The 16,426-nt window shown below is 62.9% G+C and carries 20 protein-coding genes; 17 read left to right on the plus strand and 3 right to left on the minus strand.

Annotation, left to right across the window (positions count from 1 at the left end):
- Window positions 1-47 precede the first annotated feature (47 nt).
- A complete protein-coding gene (locus AC3WJM_RS12750; RefSeq protein WP_492272030.1) occupies window positions 48-371 on the minus strand; it encodes a hypothetical protein in 324 nt (107 codons plus the stop codon).
- A 137-nt stretch (window positions 372-508) separates the two neighbouring features.
- On the opposite strand from AC3WJM_RS12750, the gene AC3WJM_RS12755 reads away from it, so the two are divergent.
- Both AC3WJM_RS12755 and AC3WJM_RS12760 read left to right on the plus strand, forming a co-directional pair.
- Window positions 509-658 (plus strand): ATP-binding protein, encoded by a 150-nt coding sequence (locus AC3WJM_RS12755; protein WP_492272031.1) that lies wholly within the window; start codon window positions 509-511, stop codon window positions 656-658.
- 164 nt (window positions 659-822) lie between these two features.
- Complete coding sequence (locus tag AC3WJM_RS12760) at window positions 823-1,326, plus strand: mycothiol transferase (RefSeq protein WP_492272032.1); 504 nt, start codon at window positions 823-825, stop codon at window positions 1,324-1,326.
- A gap of 7 nt (window positions 1,327-1,333) precedes the next feature.
- Here AC3WJM_RS12760 and AC3WJM_RS12765 read toward each other — a convergent pair whose 3' ends face one another.
- Window positions 1,334-2,743 carry an MFS transporter gene (locus AC3WJM_RS12765; protein WP_306962258.1) on the minus strand — a complete coding sequence of 470 codons (1,410 nt, stop codon included), beginning with the start codon at window positions 2,741-2,743 and terminating at the stop codon, window positions 1,334-1,336.
- A 115-nt stretch (window positions 2,744-2,858) separates the two neighbouring features.
- Here AC3WJM_RS12765 and AC3WJM_RS12770 point away from each other — a divergent pair, with 115 nt between their 5' ends.
- The 14 genes from AC3WJM_RS12770 to AC3WJM_RS12835 all read left to right on the plus strand — a co-directional run bounded on the left by AC3WJM_RS12770 (window position 2,859) and on the right by AC3WJM_RS12835 (window position 14,379).
- Window positions 2,859-3,407 (plus strand): TetR/AcrR family transcriptional regulator, encoded by a 549-nt coding sequence (locus AC3WJM_RS12770; RefSeq protein WP_059388091.1) that lies wholly within the window; start codon window positions 2,859-2,861, stop codon window positions 3,405-3,407.
- Window positions 3,408-3,726: 319 nt separating this feature from the next.
- A complete protein-coding gene (locus tag AC3WJM_RS12775; RefSeq protein ID WP_492272033.1) occupies window positions 3,727-4,560 on the plus strand; it encodes a glycoside hydrolase family 25 domain-containing protein in 834 nt (277 codons plus the stop codon).
- A gap of 200 nt (window positions 4,561-4,760) precedes the next feature.
- A complete protein-coding gene (locus AC3WJM_RS12780) occupies window positions 4,761-5,072 on the plus strand; it encodes a hypothetical protein (protein ID WP_307054056.1) in 312 nt (103 codons plus the stop codon).
- A gap of 83 nt (window positions 5,073-5,155) precedes the next feature.
- Window positions 5,156-6,523 carry an MFS transporter gene (locus AC3WJM_RS12785; protein ID WP_492272034.1) on the plus strand — a complete coding sequence of 456 codons (1,368 nt, stop codon included), beginning with the start codon at window positions 5,156-5,158 and terminating at the stop codon, window positions 6,521-6,523.
- 658 nt (window positions 6,524-7,181) lie between these two features.
- The gene (locus AC3WJM_RS12790) at window positions 7,182-7,814 is read left to right on the plus strand and encodes a hypothetical protein (protein ID WP_492272035.1); all 633 of its coding nucleotides are present in this window, start codon (window positions 7,182-7,184) and stop codon (window positions 7,812-7,814) included.
- 412 nt (window positions 7,815-8,226) lie between these two features.
- Window positions 8,227-8,751, plus strand: coding sequence for a hypothetical protein (locus AC3WJM_RS12795; protein ID WP_307054059.1), 525 nt, complete (start codon window positions 8,227-8,229; stop codon window positions 8,749-8,751).
- A gap of 8 nt (window positions 8,752-8,759) precedes the next feature.
- A complete protein-coding gene (locus AC3WJM_RS12800; RefSeq protein ID WP_307054060.1) occupies window positions 8,760-8,969 on the plus strand; it encodes a response regulator transcription factor in 210 nt (69 codons plus the stop codon).
- 268 nt (window positions 8,970-9,237) lie between these two features.
- A complete protein-coding gene (locus AC3WJM_RS12805; protein WP_306962270.1) occupies window positions 9,238-9,624 on the plus strand; it encodes a hypothetical protein in 387 nt (128 codons plus the stop codon).
- A 177-nt stretch (window positions 9,625-9,801) separates the two neighbouring features.
- The gene (locus tag AC3WJM_RS12810) at window positions 9,802-10,242 is read left to right on the plus strand and encodes a hypothetical protein (protein WP_148667453.1); all 441 of its coding nucleotides are present in this window, start codon (window positions 9,802-9,804) and stop codon (window positions 10,240-10,242) included.
- Between the two features lie 48 nt (window positions 10,243-10,290).
- A complete protein-coding gene (locus AC3WJM_RS12815) occupies window positions 10,291-10,794 on the plus strand; it encodes a hypothetical protein (RefSeq protein WP_306962273.1) in 504 nt (167 codons plus the stop codon).
- Between the two features lie 180 nt (window positions 10,795-10,974).
- Window positions 10,975-11,580: a DUF1326 domain-containing protein gene (locus AC3WJM_RS12820; protein WP_306962333.1), complete on the plus strand. Its 606-nt coding sequence runs from the start codon at window positions 10,975-10,977 to the stop codon at window positions 11,578-11,580.
- Between the two features lie 77 nt (window positions 11,581-11,657).
- Window positions 11,658-12,407 (plus strand): DUF2182 domain-containing protein, encoded by a 750-nt coding sequence (locus AC3WJM_RS12825; RefSeq protein WP_492272036.1) that lies wholly within the window; start codon window positions 11,658-11,660, stop codon window positions 12,405-12,407.
- 46 nt (window positions 12,408-12,453) lie between these two features.
- Window positions 12,454-12,870: an ester cyclase gene (locus AC3WJM_RS12830; RefSeq protein ID WP_059388081.1), complete on the plus strand. Its 417-nt coding sequence runs from the start codon at window positions 12,454-12,456 to the stop codon at window positions 12,868-12,870.
- Between the two features lie 117 nt (window positions 12,871-12,987).
- Window positions 12,988-14,379, plus strand: a complete 1,392-nt coding sequence (locus AC3WJM_RS12835) for an APC family permease (protein WP_492272037.1) — start codon at window positions 12,988-12,990, stop codon at window positions 14,377-14,379.
- 13 nt (window positions 14,380-14,392) lie between these two features.
- Here the strand turns inward: AC3WJM_RS12835 and AC3WJM_RS12840 are convergent, their stop codons facing one another.
- A complete protein-coding gene (locus tag AC3WJM_RS12840; RefSeq protein ID WP_492272038.1) occupies window positions 14,393-15,736 on the minus strand; it encodes a DUF2254 domain-containing protein in 1,344 nt (447 codons plus the stop codon).
- Window positions 15,737-15,844: 108 nt separating this feature from the next.
- On the opposite strand from AC3WJM_RS12840, the gene AC3WJM_RS12845 reads away from it, so the two are divergent.
- Window positions 15,845-16,384, plus strand: coding sequence for a flavodoxin domain-containing protein (locus tag AC3WJM_RS12845; RefSeq protein WP_492272039.1), 540 nt, complete (start codon window positions 15,845-15,847; stop codon window positions 16,382-16,384).
- The last annotated feature ends 42 nt before the right edge of the window (window positions 16,385-16,426 follow it).

Below are 16,426 nucleotides of genomic sequence, written 5' to 3' on the forward strand. Positions count from 1 at the left end.
CCGTTCGGCGTCGCGAAAAGCGAAACAAGGAAAACACGTGCCAAGAATCAGGTGCTGAGCTCCCAATGAACCCGGATCGCCTCGGCGATCGGGCCGGCGGTGACGTCAACTTGGAAGGCCACGGGGGCGGTCCCTGTCGCTTCAATGACGGTGTCGTGGTAAACCCGGCCGCAGGACGGACACAAGGTGTAGAGGTCCTCATCGTCGGGCCACGGGGCGAGTCCGGCGGGCATGGGCTTGTCGGCCCCGGCGAAAACAGGGACGCCCTGCGAGTTGGCCTGAATCAATCCCTCTTTGCTGACGGTGTTTCCGCACAGGCAAGTGATCGTCGCGACATCATGACCGATGACATCAGCGAATTCAGTGTCCATTTGAGCTCCCCGGCGTCGGAAGAGACGTTCTGCTTGTAGCTTATGCCCGCGGATCGCCTCCCGTCGCTGCATACGTGGTCATTTTGAATACCCGGGCAGGGTGCGCCCGATCTGCCGCCTAGACTCCTTGGATGGCTATGGACCTTGAGAGTGTTTTCCTCAACGGCACGGTTGGTGCCGGCAAGACGACCACCGGCGAAGCCTTGCACTGGCTTCTCGCCGACGACGGAATCAGCAACGCCGTGATTGACCTCGAAACAGACACGAGCCGAACAGCCAGGAGCTGACCTGGCACCTGGATCGCAGCGTGGAGCTCGGTGAAATCCTGAGCGAGACCCAAGTCGAAACTCATGTGGTGCCGACGGGATCACGAACCCCACAACAGGTTGCCCAGGCGGTTCGGGCTCTGATTGGGTGGTAGGCGTAGCCAACGCACCACTGAAAGGACGCGATGAGATCCAACGAACTGCTGCTGGATTCCTTTGGCCGGATCCGTGACGTCGTGGCCGCAACGCTGGAAGGGGTCGACGACGAGTCCTTGATCCGCCGGCCCGCCGGCAGCGGAAACTCGATTGCGTGGTTGATCTGGCACCTCAGCCGCGTGGAGGACGTCCAAGTCGCGTCCGCCGCCGGCGTCGAACAGGTGTGGACTTCGCAGGAGTTTGCCGGCCGCTTCAGGCTGCCGCTACCCGAACGCGACACCGGCTATGGCCACTCGAGCGATAAAGTCGATGCGGTTCAAGCTCCGCCGGAGCTGTTGCTCGAATACTACGACGCCGTGCACCGGCAGACGGTTGCGTTCCTGAAAACGCTCGGTGACACGGACCTTGATCGCATCGTCGACACCCGCTCGGATCCGCCCGTCACTCTCGGCGTGCGCCTGGTCAGCACGATTGCGGATTGCCTTCAGCATGCGGGTCAGGCCGCCTACGCCAAAGGCCTAGGCGGCCGGTAAAGACCGTTCATACAGCTTTCCGGGGTTTGAAGATCAACCCCAGGACGGCTGCCAGCGCGAGCGCGGACAGGACAGTTGCAGACCAGAACCCGGCCCGCCCGCCGGTCAGGAAGTCGCCGGGGATCGCGAAGGCCGCGTAGATCGAAGCCACGATGGCCAGGCCGACAGCTCCGCCCAGCTGCTGCATCGTCTGGAAGAGTCCGGACGCAGACCCTGCGTGCTCGGGTTCGACGTTGCGCAGCGCGAGCGTGGTGAGCGGCATGAACGTCATCCCGGCCGAGATTCCAGTGCCCAGCAGTGCAAGCAAAACGAGGGCGAGCGGGGTGTCCGTGTTCAGTTGCGTCAGCGGCAGGAAGGCGACGACGCGGAGAGCGGTACCGAAGATGACCAGCCGGACGGCCCCGAAGCGCTCGAGCAGGCGCGGGACGATGCGCGACATCGCGAAGATGCTGAGCGGCATCGGCAGGAACGCCAGTCCGGTGACCATCGGCGTGAGGTGCAGATCGTCTTCGAGGTACTGGACCATGAGGAAGAACATGGCCAGCATCCCGCCGTAGGTTGCTGCCATCGCTGCCAGCGCAGCCACTCGGCTCGGGCTGCGCAGCAGTTGCGGACGAAGCAGCGGGTGGGCCACCCTCCGCTCGGTAACGGCGAGAATTGCGATCAGTGCGGCCCCGACAACCAGGCCGCCGATCGTGCGCGGGCTGGACCATCCGACGTCGCCCGCTTGAATGAGACCCCACACGATGGCGATGGCGCCGCCCGTGGCGGTCACGGCTCCGAGGATGTCGAAGCGTCCGGGCCGCCGGGGAGTTTCCGCGACGAGGCGCGGCACCGCAATGAGGACGACGACGCCGATCGGCACGTTGATGAAGAGCGTCCACCGCCAGCTGGTGGTGTCGGTGAGGAGCCCTCCGAGGATGAGCCCGAGCGCGCCACCCATTGAGGCAATGGCGGAGAACAGGGCGAGCGCCCGGTTCCGCGCGCCGTCGTCCTTTGCGCTGGTGGTGATGAGCGCGAGAACGCTCGGGGCGGCGAAGGCGGCGCCGAGGCCCTGGAGTGCGCGTGCGATAACAAGGAGGAGGGGCGAGGTGGCGAGGCCACCAAGCAGGGAGAAGAGCGTGAAGGCTGCGACGCCCACCAGGAAGGTGCGACGGCGGCCCATCACGTCTCCGATCCGTCCGCCGAGCAGCAGGAGGCCGCCGAAAGCGACGGCGTAGCCGTTCAGGACCCAGCTGAGCTCGGCCCGGTCGAAGTGGAGGTCGGTGGCGATGTGGGGGAGCGCGACGTTAACGACGGTCGCGTCGAGGACAAGCATGAGTTGGGCCAGCATGACCAGCCAGAGGCCAATGCTGCCGGCGCGACGGCCGGATGTAACGATCCCGGCTGGGGCGCGTGTGGCGATTGTGGGTGTCATGGGAGGTGTCCTGTTCTAGCCGAGGGGGCTGACGTACACTAAGAGGAGAGTTGCTCCGTTTAGAACTATACGGAGACACTCTCCGTTTTTCAAGGGTGAATCGAAAGGTGTTTCTGTGCGCGCTGACGCTCAACGCAACCGCGACCGGATCGTGGAGGTTGCGCGTGCACTCTTCCGCGTCAAAGGCTTCGAAGCCGTTTCGATGGACGAAGTCGCCAAAGCGGCCGAGGTGGGACCCGGCACGCTCTACCGGCACTTCCCCACCAAGGAGTCGTTGTACGACGCCGTCCTCGAGGCGTGGGCAGAGAAGGTCCGCACCGCCGTCGACCGGGCCCTGTCCCTCGACGCCCCCGCACGGGAACGGTTGTTGAGCTGGCTAACCGACTATGCGTCGATGCTGACAGAACACAAAGGGGCCGCCGCTCGGATCACCGCAGCGCTGGGCGACCCCGGATCCCCGTTTGCCGCGAAGTGCCAGACCTACCTCGGCGCCAATCAGCGCGTGATCGAGGCGTTGGACTCGGCCTTGCGCCCCGGAGTCGATGCGATGCAGATCAGCAGGCTCGTCGGCGGCGTGGCCGCGGTAGTGGACAACAGCGAACTTCCCGCCGACGCGGCAGCATCAATGCTGGCGGTAGTCGCAGATGGACTCGTCGCTTCCTGACCGAGGTCTGGCGCAGAGCTGAGTACTCCGGCGTCTGAGCTGTACTCCAAGTGCACCACGCCACTTACTCGCAAATTCGTTAACCAAGTCCAGTAGAGATCACTCAAGGCTGCCCAGAAGCCCGTCCGTAGGATCCGTAGTGAGCCGAAGATGGCTCACTGCCATTGCTTTTGGGATGCAATGTGCGGCAGTACCAACCCCGGCAGGGCCCTGAACCATGCCAAGGACGCACATCATGAAAACTGCAAAAATCATGGCCGTTGCTTGCCTCTTGTTAGCTACGACCGCCACACCATTATCCGCCGCTAATGCCGCTCCCATGGAAGTTTCTGGGATCTCCTTGGGCAGCGACATTTCCTGGCCCCAATGTGGTGGCGGACTTCCTTCCGGCCAGGCGTTCGGAATTGTCGGCGTGAACGGCGGCCGTCCGGGCACCGCGAATCCCTGTTTCGCCGAGCAGCTGGGCTGGGCCAGCGGCTCGGCGGGCGGGACAAGCCAACCCGCAGCCGCTGTGTACGTCAACACCGCCAATCCCGCGGGCTATGGCGCGTGGTGGCCCGGATCCGATGCGGAGGTGGGTCTGGCCGGGCCCAACCCGTATGGGAGCTGCGACGGGTCAGCTTCGGCGGCGTGCGCCTACCTTTACGGTTACGGAATGGCCTTCGACGCCGTCACCCGGTACGGCGTGCCCGATCCCGCCAAGCGCCTGTGGTGGCTGGATGTGGAGACCGGGAATGCATGGTCTTGGGACGCCGTGGCCAACGCCGCCGACATTGAAGGCATGGCCGCGTTCCTGCAAAGCATCGGCGCCCAGGTTGGCATCTACTCAACCTCGTACCAGTTCGGGCTCATCGCCGGCCAGCTTCATCCCGATAGCAATCTGAACGGACTTAAGAGCTGGCTTGCCGGAGCAACATCACCAGAGACTGCGGCGGAACTCTGCTCGGCCCCGCCCCTGACTGCTGGCGGCGTGGTTGTGCTCACCCAATTCACCACGGACTTCGACTACAACTACTCCTGCCTTCCGCCCGTACCGCCGCCACCACCACCGGCACCTGCTCCCGTAGTGGCCCCGCCGAAGCCTCCGGCCCCGACGCTGACCCAAGACGCCAGCGGCAAAAAGAAGCCGGTACTGTCCGTAGCGCAGAGCTGAGGGCCCGGCATCGAGGGTCCGGGGCTGGACTAGCGCAGCACCACAGCAAGATTTCCCGAAGATTGACCTAGTTTGCACCGTCGGCAGCGGTAGCTAAGTAACTTCGATCGGGGGGACGAACGACGGGGCCGGTAAACGCGGTTGACGGGCGACTCCCGACATTGCTATTCGCAGCGACAAAGCCGTCGAAAGGTCTCGAAATGTCCCAGCCAAACTACAACCAGCCTTACCAATACCCGAACTACCCGAACGTCCAGCAGAACAACTCCCTTGAGCACTTTCAGGGGAGCAAGTTCAAAGAAAAGTCGATAATCTTTGGGGTCATCGGTTTCTTTTTCCTGGGCATTGTTTTCGGGCCGCTGGCGATTTCCAATGCACGAAAGGCCGAAGCCCTGCACCATTCGGCAACCTTGGGGAAGGTCCTGGGTTGGGTCGACACAATCGCTTCCGTGTTGGGGCTTCTGGTCTTCCTTCTCCTTTTCCTTCCGGCGGCGTTCCGCGGGGGACACTAACCCTGCGGGCCTGATGGCCCGGCAGCGAGGTTCGTGACGCGCCGTTTCGTGACCTCAGGCAACGATGGACCAGACTTAGGGACGTGACCAACAAACCCCGCCCCGGCCTAGCGATCGCTGCACTGAGTCTCGGGACGGCGCTGAATCCGCTGAACTCGTCGATGATCGCGGTCGCACTGGTGGTTCTGCGCCAGGACTTCGCGCTCGACGTCGCCACCGTCACCTGGGTGATCACGTCCTTCTACCTCGCCTCGGCGGCTGGCCAGCCGCTCATGGGCCGGCTCGCGGACCGCTTCGGTCCGCGAAGGTTGTTCACCTTCGGTATGGCGGTGGTCGCCGTTTCCTGCCTTCTGGCGCCGTTCTCGCCGAACTTCGCACTGGTCTGCGTGGCCCGCGCGCTCATGGCGGTAGGGACCGCGACGGCGTACCCGTGCGCCGTCGTCATGGTCTCGACGCTCAGCCGGCAGGCGAACATCAGCTCAACCCGACCCCTGGGGCGGATCCAGATGGCGAACACGTCGGCAGCGGCGGTGGGACCCGTCGTCGGCGGCCTCCTGGTGAGCCTGGTCGGCTGGCAGGCGCTGTTCGCGATCAACGTGCCGATCTCGCTTCTGGCCCTCATTGTGGTGCAGCGGGTGGCGCCGCCCGACGTCGGGCGCGAAAGCGGTAAGCTCTCCGCCCTCCTGCGCGATTCCGACATTCCGGGCATCTTGGCGTTCATCGCCTCACTGACGCTCGCGATGATGGCGCTGCTTAACGTGATGCCGGCTTATCGTTGGTGGTTCATCGCCGTCGCTGTTGTCCTTGCGGGGCTGTTCGCGTGGCGCGAGTTCCGGTTCAGTCCGCCGTTCCTGGACTTGCGGCTGCTCGGCCGGAACCGGCCGCTGCTGCTGTTGTACCTGGGTTTCGCGGTGTTCAGCGCGGTCTACTATTTTGCCTTCTTCGGGCTTCCGCAGTTGCTGCAGCAGGCGGGAAAGTACGACGCCGGCGTGGTCGGCCTGCTCATGCTTCCCCTTGCTGCCATGTCGGTATTCATCACGCCGGTGACGGTACGGTTCATTGAGCGGTTCGGCGTCCGGTCCGTGATGATCGCCGGCGTGGTGCTTTTGGCGCTGGCTTCCGGCGCGCTCGGGGTGCTGACCCTGTCCTTCTGGCCACCGATGGTGCTCGTGCTCACTGCGCTGATGGGTGTTCCATATGGCGTGGTCAGCACGGCCTCGAACCAAGGCCTGTACGTGTCCGCGCGGCCGGAGGACAGGGGAGTGGCTGCCGGGATTTTCCAGACGTGCAGATACCTCGGGGCCATCACGGCAACGGTGCTCATTGGCGTGCTGTACGGTCCCGGAGTCAACCAGGCAAACTGGGGGCTCATGGTCTTGGTGATGCTGGGGTTGAGCGCGGTGGTGTTTGTGTTGGCGCTGGCTTGGCGGAAGCCGGGGGCAGTGGGTTAAGTCCCGTCGAGCGGCTCCGAAACCCGCTGCGGCTCTCGAGAGACCCCTATACCTACTCCGACCCACCTTGCCCACTCATTTTCAGTGCAATGCACACTGAGTGATCATTTTCGCCCGTTGCGTTGGATAGATTGTCAGGCTAGGGCTCTGGGGGCGCTCTCCGCAGATTTGGAAGGCCACTAGGCTCTCACATTTCAAAGCTGCGTTAGGAGTTGGGAGTTGTTCGAAGAGGAAACCCGACGGGCACTCGACTACGTGTCTCGCGGCGTGAGCGTACGGATCGTCGGCGGCCCCGGAAGTGGAAAATCAACGGTCCTGCAGTCGATCGCCGCTGGCTTTGAAAAGGCCGGTGTCACGGTCTACAGCCTCTCGGGTTCGCGGCTCCTGAATGAGACTCCGTTCGCAGGGATTGGCGCACTCGGACTGGAAGGGCGCGGGCAAGAGAATGGGCCGCTAGGAGTCGCGAACGTGCTCGCCGAACAGTTGGCTCGGCGAGGCCGCCGGGCACTCGTTGGTGACAATGGACGATCCCCCAGTGCACTCAGGGGGCTCTGTGTTCACGCCTGCCCGATGGCCGGAGGCAACGATACGACTCTGTCCTCTTCACTACGATCAAGTCAACAAACTCCTGGCCCAGACGCTCGGGTCGCCGCCGGACGTGGACTTGACCACTGCCGTGCTGATGAAATCCGGTGGCAACCCGCGGCTCGTGGTCAGGATCGCCCAAAGCGCGGAGCTGAGCAAGCAGCTTGAACTCCATAACGGACAGTGGAGCATGAGTGGGCACACACTCTGGAATGAATATCTCCAAAGCACCGTGCAGGCGCTCCTTCACGGAGTAAGCGCCGATGAGCGGAGGGCTTTGCATACCCTGTCCGTGGTGGGAACCCGGCCGCTGGGGTCCCTGAAGCCGGTAGTTGAGGCAGATATCCTGGACAGGCTCGAGGTGCGGGGGCTGGTTGCGCTGACCGAAGACAGCGGCGGAGCCATATGGGTAAGCGTCAGTCCGCACGTTGGTGCCGACTATTTCCGGGACCCTTACGTGCGATCCTCCCGCAGGGTGCTGGCGGATCGGAGTAACCGGGTGATCGATTCCCCCTCCCGGCGGGTAAAGAGTCCCTCTCTTGAGCTTCTGGCCGCGTTGATCAGAGACCTGCGGAGTGAAGCCGGCGACGGCACGGCTGCGACGCTGCATTTCCAGGAACAGCTACGGGAACTGGAGGAATCACAATTCAGCGTCTGGGAGTCCGAAAAGACCATGTCCAACGCAGCGTTCCTCAAGTTCTACTGAGGTGGGCCGATCGATCCCTCACGCATCGAACAAGTCTTCAGCGAAACTGAGGCGGTAGGAGCTGATTCCGGCGATCACTTCTTCTTCGCCATGACCCGGGCGCTGTGGGCCATAGTCAACGGCGGCCAGTTAGCTGTGGCGACGGACATACTCCAGGCGATCGGCCAAGCTCACCCCGATTGGAAAGCAGAAGCCCAGGCGTTCGCACTCTACTTGAAGGCGTCGTTTGACCGAATGCCTTTGAACCTCGACGAGACCCTGGACAGGCTATGCAGCCGCCACCCCAAGAGTGGCGTTCTGCCAGTCATCAGGGGCATTCTGGAGCTCTACCGCTTCGATGCGCAGGCCGCCCTCCGGGCCCTTGATTCAGCAGATGGCTTCGACCTTGCCGCTGGCATGGAGCCGTTTGTCCGTGGACTCGCTCTCCAGCAAGAATGTCCACTCGCTGGGGATTCAGGCGCGCAAAGACGTCGCCGACATCGGGCCCCTGCCTGGAACCGGAAAAGCAGTCTATGAGCTCGTTACCCGGAAATACGCCGATCCAGCCGAATTTGATGAAAAGGCTGCCGACCTTCTGGAACAACAACTAGACCGGGGTTACATCACCGAAGCCGTGTATGCCTCACTGTTCATGCTTTCCCTCTATCCCGGGCATAAGATCCTGGAGATCACGCAACGGTTACTGCAAGAGAACGCGGTGACATCGCATGCCAAGTTCATCGCCATCGCCGGTGCCGTCCGTGACCGCGACCACCAACTGCTAAAAATCCTGTTGGACCAATATGAAGCCGACTCCGACCTTCCCGCGATCACCAGGCTGCTGAAAGGCGTGGTGAAGGATCACCTCCTCAAACGCCACCGGGGAGTGGCCAAGACCTTTCATCAGATCATCTCGACTTTCGAAAACCGCTTCCCGGCACAAAAGGGGTACAACTGACCCTCGACATGGGAGGGCATCCCCAGGGTCTGACTCCTTGCGAGAGGGAAGTTGCCCTCCTGGCAGCCAGCCAACGCACCCCAGAAATCGCTGCCCTCCTGGGGATCAGTCCCCGGACCGTGGAAAACCACATCTCCAGGGCCCTTGCCAAGACCGGAACCACTACGCGCCAGTCCCTTCATACGCACGCTCGAAACTCCCAAACAAACGGCGGATAATTGGACGCCCGGCTGTAGCTCCTCGGCTGCGCCCGCCACGGTGAGTACGGGCCCTGCCTGAGTTGGGGCTTGACTCACTCCCTATCTGCCGGTGTCAAGCGTTTTGCCTTTAATGAGTGGTGAGTACTCGAAATTGAGTATGTAAGGACCTCAAATTGAGTGGTCCCAAAGCCGGAATTGAGTATTAGCGAAGCCCGCACGGACGCAATAATCAATTCTGGTTCTGACCTTAAAATTAAAGTCCTCCATCGGCTATTGATTTTTTATATTGATTGCAAATATTGTTGATGAACAAGCTTTTGGCTTACCTTTTTGGGGGAGATTCGTTATGTTCAATTTCCGCAAGACACTTGGCTCAATCGCGCTTTCTTCAGTGTTGGCCTTTTCGGGCACCAGCGTCGGTATCGCCACCGCCGCCCCGACTACGGGCTTTGCTGGCGCCGTTGTGGATGCAACCATGGAGCCGCAGGTTGCCCTTGTTTGGAACGTCTGGCAAGACAACTTCTACAGTAAAGAGACGTGTAAAAGGGCTTCCTTCGCAGTCCTGAGCATGCACGGCTATATTCGTGACTATGACTGTCTTCAGAATCGTCCCGGCACCTTCAACGCCGGCCGCTGGTCGCTCTGGGTGTTGGTTCCTGATTCCGTGCGGTAACTACGCCCTATGAATAGAAACAGATCATCAAACAGCGGCCAGCAATTGCTTTCTGTCCAAGACGGAAGCTTGGTCGAAGCGCGCGGTCGCCTGTTCACGGGAGCCGACGGACGTGCTTATGTGCGGCCGAGAATGCACCCCGATGAACCGCATATCGGTTTGCCCGAGCAGGCTCAAATGGACACAACAACACTAAGAATCAGGGTCACGGGCCTTGAAACTGGTGAATCCGTGCTTGGTAACCTAGAGGGTTCCTGGCATACCATCCGAGGCGTTCTAAGCGGGATGAGGATCGAAGTAACTGCTGTGCTCGATACCCCTGCGCAATGGCTCGACTCGTGGGAGGAAGCGGACCCAAGATATGCAGAGTCGAAGCCTGATGCGCCGTCGGAGTGGTTCCTTAGTCCAGACCGCCAGAAGCTTCTGGAAGGAATCTTTGCCAGCTTTGATGAGCACAAGGACTTCTATCCCCTTATTTCATTGGGACTTAACGGCACCTACGAAGGCACCTTCCGCGCCAAGTTGTACATGCTTGCGATCAACGAGAGCTTCGCATTGTGGGCAGAGAATTACAGTCCCGGTGATCTCCTTGTTAGATCGTTCGTGAGGGCCTTGTAGCTGGCGGGTGTTGTGCGTTGGAGAAGCAATGCAGGCATAGTTTCAGCGATGCTGATCTGCGGAGACGCGTTGACTGCGTGCGACAAGGGTGTCCAACGTCATGCCGGCTCAATACGAGTTACGGATCCGGTCCAGATTACCGAAGCGGCACCGCAGGACGGGGCGCTGGCGTCAGCGGCAAGCCTCCTCACCAAAGAGTTGAGCGGCGACCCCAACTTCGGGTCAGTCGCCCTTGGACAGGGGAAGCTCGTCATCACGTGGCACGGCCCGGAGAACGACCGCATCGCACTTTTGCGCGACCAACTCCCCGGCGTTGATATCTCGCTCCGTTCCGCAGCGTGCGTTCCGGGAACTGCCATGGACCGGGCGGGAACCCTTTTAGCAGAAGATGTAAGAGTCAGGGTCGTCGGGATGGCCAATGACGGATCCCATGTGGTGGCCACTGTTTCAGAGGGCGCAGACAGCAGTGCCCTTGCCGCCGCTTACGAAGCCCGGCTCGGCTACCCGGTCCGCCTCGAAACAGGGGGCGTGGTCCCGGCCACGGGGAACTGAAGGGCTTCTTTGAGACGCTCGCGTTGTGGCTTAGCAGAGCTTGTTGACACCCCTATCCGGTGGGAATAATCTCGGCCTTACGAGGTTCGTGGGTCTCATAGTGAGTGTTTTCGGCGCTGCCTCTGGGGGAGCTCCGCTAGTCGAATGAACTAGCGAGGAGAGTCCTCAATGTCTTGGGAAATGTCCGGAAAATATGTTGCCAATTGCAGTTGCGCTTTGATCTGTCCCTGTCCGGTGGACGGCAGACCCAACAGTGCCAACGGCGAATGCCGCGGCGTGGCAGTGTTCCATGTTGCGAACGGGAAGCTCGATGACACCGACCTTTCGGGTGTCGACTTCGCCTTCGTCAATTTCTTCCCGTCGAACCTCACAGCGGGCGGCTGGAAGATCGGCGTCGTCGTCGATGAAGGCGCTTCCGATGGGCAGACGACCGCCCTTGAAAGCATCCTGCACGGCGAGGTCGGCGGACCGTTCGGGGATCTGGCGGCCCTGTACGGCGAATGGCTGGGCGTGCAGCGGGCCGCTGTCGCGTTCTCGGATGGCGATAACCCGTCCGCCTCGGTGGGAGACAGTGTGAACTACGCACTGGAAACGCTGCCCGGACCGGGTGGCAGCGTCACTACCGTCAAGAACGCGATGTACGCCTTCGCGTCCGACTACATGATCGGGAAGGCGCCCGGTCACTCGGATCTCTTCGGCCTGGACTTCGATGGGATCTACGGCGAGAGCGGAGAGTTCGCCTACGCAAGCGAAATGGCTGAAGGCGCCCCCAAGGGCAGGGCATGACAGCCGGGAACCTGCCTCGTAGAAAGTTGATTCGGGGAGCTGTGGCGGCCGGTACGCCGCGAGCCACAGCTTTCAGGATGGATCCACGCGAAGCCGGTCTGGTTGCTGTATTGCTGATCCTCGCGGCCGTGAGCTGGATCGTTTCTGCGGCGCAAACGTCCGGGATGGACATGGGGCGCTGGACAGATCCGGGACCGCTTGGCTTCTTCCTCACCACCTGGGTGGTCATGTTGGCGGCCATGATGTTTCCGTCGGTGGCGCCCATGGTGGTTGCTTACGCCCGGATCACCCACCACCGTCGGGAGACCGGACGCTATGCCCCGGCAGGTTCCACGGCAGTCTTCGTGGCCGGCTACCTGATCTCCTGGACGATCTTCGGCCTCGCCGCGTACGCGCTCCACGCGATGGTCGCGTCCCTCGTCCCCGGTTTGTTTTCCTCCGATCCGGGCGGTCGCTACTTGGCGGCCGGAGTGATTTTTGTGGCGGCCGTCTACCAACTCACGCCAGCCAAGAACGTCTCCCTGATGAAATGCCGGACGCCGATGGACTTCATCCTGCGCCGCATCCGCTATGGACGGTTTGGCGCGCTGCGTCTTGGACTCGAGCACGGCGCATGGTGCGTTGCCTGCTGCTGGGCGCTGATGGTGGCACTCTTCGCGCTCGGCGTGATGAGCGTCGGCTGGATGGCTGTGGTGGGGGCATTCATTGCCTTGGAGAAGATGCTTCCGTGGAGACGGATCGCCAACCGATTGGTCGCCGTCGCGCTGGCCCTGATCGCGGTGGCGATCGCCGTTGCAACGGGGACGGTGCCCGGCGTCGGGATGTAAGTGCGGGGGAAAAAATGGGACGGTCTCGTTCATTAAGGAGACGGAAATGACTGATGGCACTGGACTGATCGGGCGCTTTTACAAGGAAATCATCGAGGGTGGAAACCTCGATCTCATTGATGAACTGGCCACGGACAACCTGGTGGACCACGAAGAGGCTCTCCCCGGGCAACCGCCCGGGAAGGAAGGCGTCCGGTTCTTCGTCACCGCCATCCGGGCGGCGTTCCCGGACATCAAGGTCAAGACGATAGAGCCGTGGCTGACTGACGGACGATTGGAGGCGTGCCACGTGGTGATGACGGGTACGCACCGCGGGGACATGGCGGGCGTTCCGGCGTCGGGCAACACCGTCGAATTCGGCGGGACCGACATCATTCGCGTCGAGGACGGCAAGGTTGCCGAGCACTGGGGATCTACTGACACCCTCAGCCTCATGCAGCAGATCGGCGCTATTCCCCAGTAGCGATTCCGCGATAGCGTCTCCCGCCCGCGCTCCTAGCTGTGGGCGGGAGGCATTCGGAGGTGAGCCGGGAAGTCTGGTCGGCAGCTCGATAAGGCTGTCATGGAACCGGAGATCCCAGTGAAAATTCCGAGCGGAACGTCCCCCGGAGGTGGACTGGGAAGAGGCCTGCGTTCCCGCACCGCACTTCTCTTGGCGTTTGCCTTCGCGGTCATGGCCGACCCCGTCTCCTCCGTGGCGTACGCCATCGAAGCGGCCCTGCGCGCCCTGGACGGCGATTTGGCGTTGCTGGTCCCGGCGATGGTCCTGGTGGTAGCCATCGTCGCCTTGGTGATCGTGAACTACCGGCAACTCGTCGCGCGCTACCCGAGAGGTGGCGGGGCGCCGGCCGCGGTGGGTGAGGCCTTCGGAGACGGCTGGTCCTTCATCCCGATCGGCGCGCTGGTGGTGGACTTCCTGCTCACCATCGCGATCAGCGTCTCGGCGGGATCCTCGGCGGTGATCGCCTATTTCCCCGCCCTTGCTCCCTGGCGTTTGTTGCTCGGACTCGGCTTGGTGGTCCTCGTCGGTGCGGCGACTTGGTTCGGTCACCTTGGCAGGTTGGTCTTCGCGGCGATGACAATGGCCTTTATCGTCGTTTCCTTTGTCGTCCTTCTCTACGGCCTGGGCGCAGCACCTAAACCGCTCAGTACGATCGCCGGCGCTCCCGGGCATCCACCGGTCCTTGCCGTGGTGCTTGCGTTCCCGGTCGCCATGGCGATGGCCACCGGTGTGGAAGCGGCGACCTCGGCGGTTGCCCAGCTCGGACAGCTCGACAATGACGGGAAGCGACGCTTCGGCCAGCTCACTCTCTGGCTGACCCTCGGCATCGTCGGCTCCATCACGCTGGGCCTCGCCGTGGAGGCCGCGCAGCTGCACATCGGCATTCCGCCGAAGGACAGCACACAGATCGCCGAACTCGCCCGCCTCGCTGCCCCGGCGCCCGTGTTCGCCGCTTTCCAACTCGTCACTGCCCTGCTGCTCCTCGCGGCCGCTTCCTCGGGTTTCCAGGCGGGACCGGGATTGCTCAAAGCCCTGGCGCGCCACATCAACCCCCACGGTGAGACCGTCGGCGTCCTTCCGCTCTCCCTAGGCCGTACCAACCACCACCACACGCCCTATTGGGGCGTGGCGGTATTCATCGTCCTGGCCGGTGCAGTGACAGCCATCGCCGGCGGCGACGACCAGGAGCTTGTCCTGTTCTACGCCGTCGCGGTCTTCCTCAGCTTCCTCGGCGGCCTGGTTTCCATGGCACTCTTGGCCCGGAGGGACCGCCAGCCGGGAGCCGTCATCCTCAACACCGTCGGAGCCTTCGCTGTGGCCTTCACCCTCGTCGCCAATCTCTCCCGCGGCTTCCCGATCGTCAGCCTCGCCGCCGCCCTCGCCGTCGCAGGCCTCCTCTACCGGCTCTGGACCAAAGCGGGACGCCCCCGAGGCATCCGCAACGTAGCCGCGGAAGCAGAAATCGAGTGACGCCCGCACCGAGCTAGCTGCCGGCGTCGCCCGCGTTGCCCGTGCCGTCCGCGACGTCGAACGCTTGGAGCAGCGCCGCGCCCTCCGCGAGGAGGGGTTCGCGATCGGCGGGCTGGGCCACGAGCCGGGTCACGTCGCTCATGAGGGTCTCGACGTAGCGCCGCACGACGGCGTGGTGGGCCGCGTCGCCGAACCACACGAGCTCACGGCACACGCGCAACAGGGCCCTGACGACGCGAGGCTCGTTCGCGCCGTACCGTCGCACCTGTCCGAGGGCCAGATCCACGAGATAGGCGAAATCGCGGCCCGGGACGTGCAGCCTGACCGTGCCTTGCGCGTCCGCCACGGCCTGCGGGCCGTGCTGCCGGAGTGAGAGGGCGGCGAGGATCGAGCCGAGGTGGTCCACCGCTTGGTTCGCGGTGTAGGGATCGTTGATGGCGGGCGAGAGCGCTTTGGACGCGACGTCGGCGAGTTGCCGGATCCCGAAGGCGACGTCTTGCTCGAGGGTCCGTTCGTAACCGATCCGCACGCTCTGGGCGAGCGCCCGGCGCAGTTCAGTGCCGCCGTCGGGGGCTAGGGGACGCACGCGCTCGCCGGTGGTCTCCCACACCCAGGCGAGCGGGGAACCCGCGACGACGTGCCGGCCGATCATGGGCACCATCAGGGCCGTGAGGCCCCGGCTCGCGAGCACTTCGACGAACGCCTCGGCATGGAATGCCTGGACATATCCGGACTGCGGCACCAGCAAAGCGGTGGCGCCGGGCGGCGGGTCTGGCATGCTGATTCCGGGATCACCAGGGACGAACGACCGCGCGATCACCTTCAGCGTGGCCTTCTCAACGCCCTTCATGACTTGGTCCACCTGGATCGAGTGGGACAGATGGTGGGCGAAGAAGACAAGCATGACCATGCTCACGAACAGCAGCAGGAGTGCGCCGCTCACGGCGAGGCGAGGGTAGTCCTGGGTGCGCTGTCCGGCGGCGATGCCTACCGTGTAGAGGCCCGCCGTGCTGTATGCGAACGTGGCCACGAAGGCGCTGAGGGTTACCTGGTTGGGTATGTCGCGCAGGAAGTTCCGCAGCAGCCGCGGGCTGAATTGCGTCGACGCGAGCTGCAGCGCCACCACAGTGAGGCCGAGCACGACGGCGATGACCGTCACCATGGTGCTCGCGATCCCGATGAGCAGGTTCCGCGCGTCGTCGGATGTCCCTTGGAAGAGGAGGACGGCGAAAGGTGACGTAGTGTCAAGCTGCACCGCGGAAAGGCCAGCACCCGCGATGATCGCGACGACGACGGCGCAGGTCGGCATCGCCCACAGGGCACTTGCCAGATACTCCCGAACGGCATCACGCCTCACATGTGACACTCTCTGCCGACGGTGCTCGCCAGTCAAGGGGAGGCATGTTGAATATCCGGAGGACCTTGGACCCTATAACGGCCGCCCGGAGCCGGGACAGACTGGCATATGGCCAACATCTACATTGCTTTCGGGACCGTTGAAGGACAGACGGCCCAGATTGCTGAATATATTGCCGACGTCGCTCGTGGCCATGGCCACGAGGTGCAGACGGCGGACATCAAGAAGTCCGGGGATACCTTGCCGGACGGTTACGACGCCGTCCTGGTGGGGGCGTCCGTCCATGTGGGCAAGCACGAGGGCTATGTCCGGGACTTTGTCCGGAAAAACACGGCCGCGCTTCAGCACCTTCCCTCCGCCTTCTTCTCGGTCAGCCTTGCCGCCCAGGGCGATGAAGTGAACGCCGAGGGTTATGTGGAGAAGTTCGAGACAGAGACGGGGTGGCGTCCGGCCCACGTGGGTCTCTTCAGCGGCGCCCTCCTCTATACCCATTACGGTTTCCTCAAACGCGCCATGATGAAGAAGATCGCCCGCGACAAGGGCAGCCTGGACACGGATACCTCGCGCGACTACGTCTACACCGAGTGGGACGGGGTGAGGCGGTTCACCGAGGACTTCCTGGCTGGATTGGCTACACACGTGGCTTAGGCAAGGGCCGGATCGCACCAGAATCCTTGACTTCATGCCGAG

The sequence above is a fragment of the Arthrobacter sp. FW306-1B-G06A genome (assembly GCF_058781765.1).

Coding starts and splice junctions, on each gene's coding strand:
- AC3WJM_RS12820 (WP_306962333.1), top strand. CDS start 10,975: ATGTCCGGAAAATATGTTGCCAATTGCAGTTGCGCTTTGATCTGTCCC.
- AC3WJM_RS12815 (WP_306962273.1), top strand. CDS start 10,291: ATGCTGATCTGCGGAGACGCGTTGACTGCGTGCGACAAGGGTGTCCAA.
- AC3WJM_RS12825 (WP_492272036.1), top strand. CDS start 11,658: ATGGATCCACGCGAAGCCGGTCTGGTTGCTGTATTGCTGATCCTCGCG.
- AC3WJM_RS12755 (WP_492272031.1), top strand. CDS start 509: ATGGACCTTGAGAGTGTTTTCCTCAACGGCACGGTTGGTGCCGGCAAG.
- AC3WJM_RS12775 (WP_492272033.1), top strand. CDS start 3,727: ATGGAAGTTTCTGGGATCTCCTTGGGCAGCGACATTTCCTGGCCCCAA.
- AC3WJM_RS12765 (WP_306962258.1), bottom strand. CDS start 2,743: ATGACACCCACAATCGCCACACGCGCCCCAGCCGGGATCGTTACATCC.
- AC3WJM_RS12810 (WP_148667453.1), top strand. CDS start 9,802: ATGGACACAACAACACTAAGAATCAGGGTCACGGGCCTTGAAACTGGT.
- AC3WJM_RS12800 (WP_307054060.1), top strand. CDS start 8,760: ATGGGAGGGCATCCCCAGGGTCTGACTCCTTGCGAGAGGGAAGTTGCC.
- AC3WJM_RS12830 (WP_059388081.1), top strand. CDS start 12,454: ATGACTGATGGCACTGGACTGATCGGGCGCTTTTACAAGGAAATCATC.
- AC3WJM_RS12780 (WP_307054056.1), top strand. CDS start 4,761: ATGTCCCAGCCAAACTACAACCAGCCTTACCAATACCCGAACTACCCG.
- AC3WJM_RS12845 (WP_492272039.1), top strand. CDS start 15,845: ATGGCCAACATCTACATTGCTTTCGGGACCGTTGAAGGACAGACGGCC.
- AC3WJM_RS12760 (WP_492272032.1), top strand. CDS start 823: ATGAGATCCAACGAACTGCTGCTGGATTCCTTTGGCCGGATCCGTGAC.
- AC3WJM_RS12750 (WP_492272030.1), bottom strand. CDS start 371: ATGGACACTGAATTCGCTGATGTCATCGGTCATGATGTCGCGACGATC.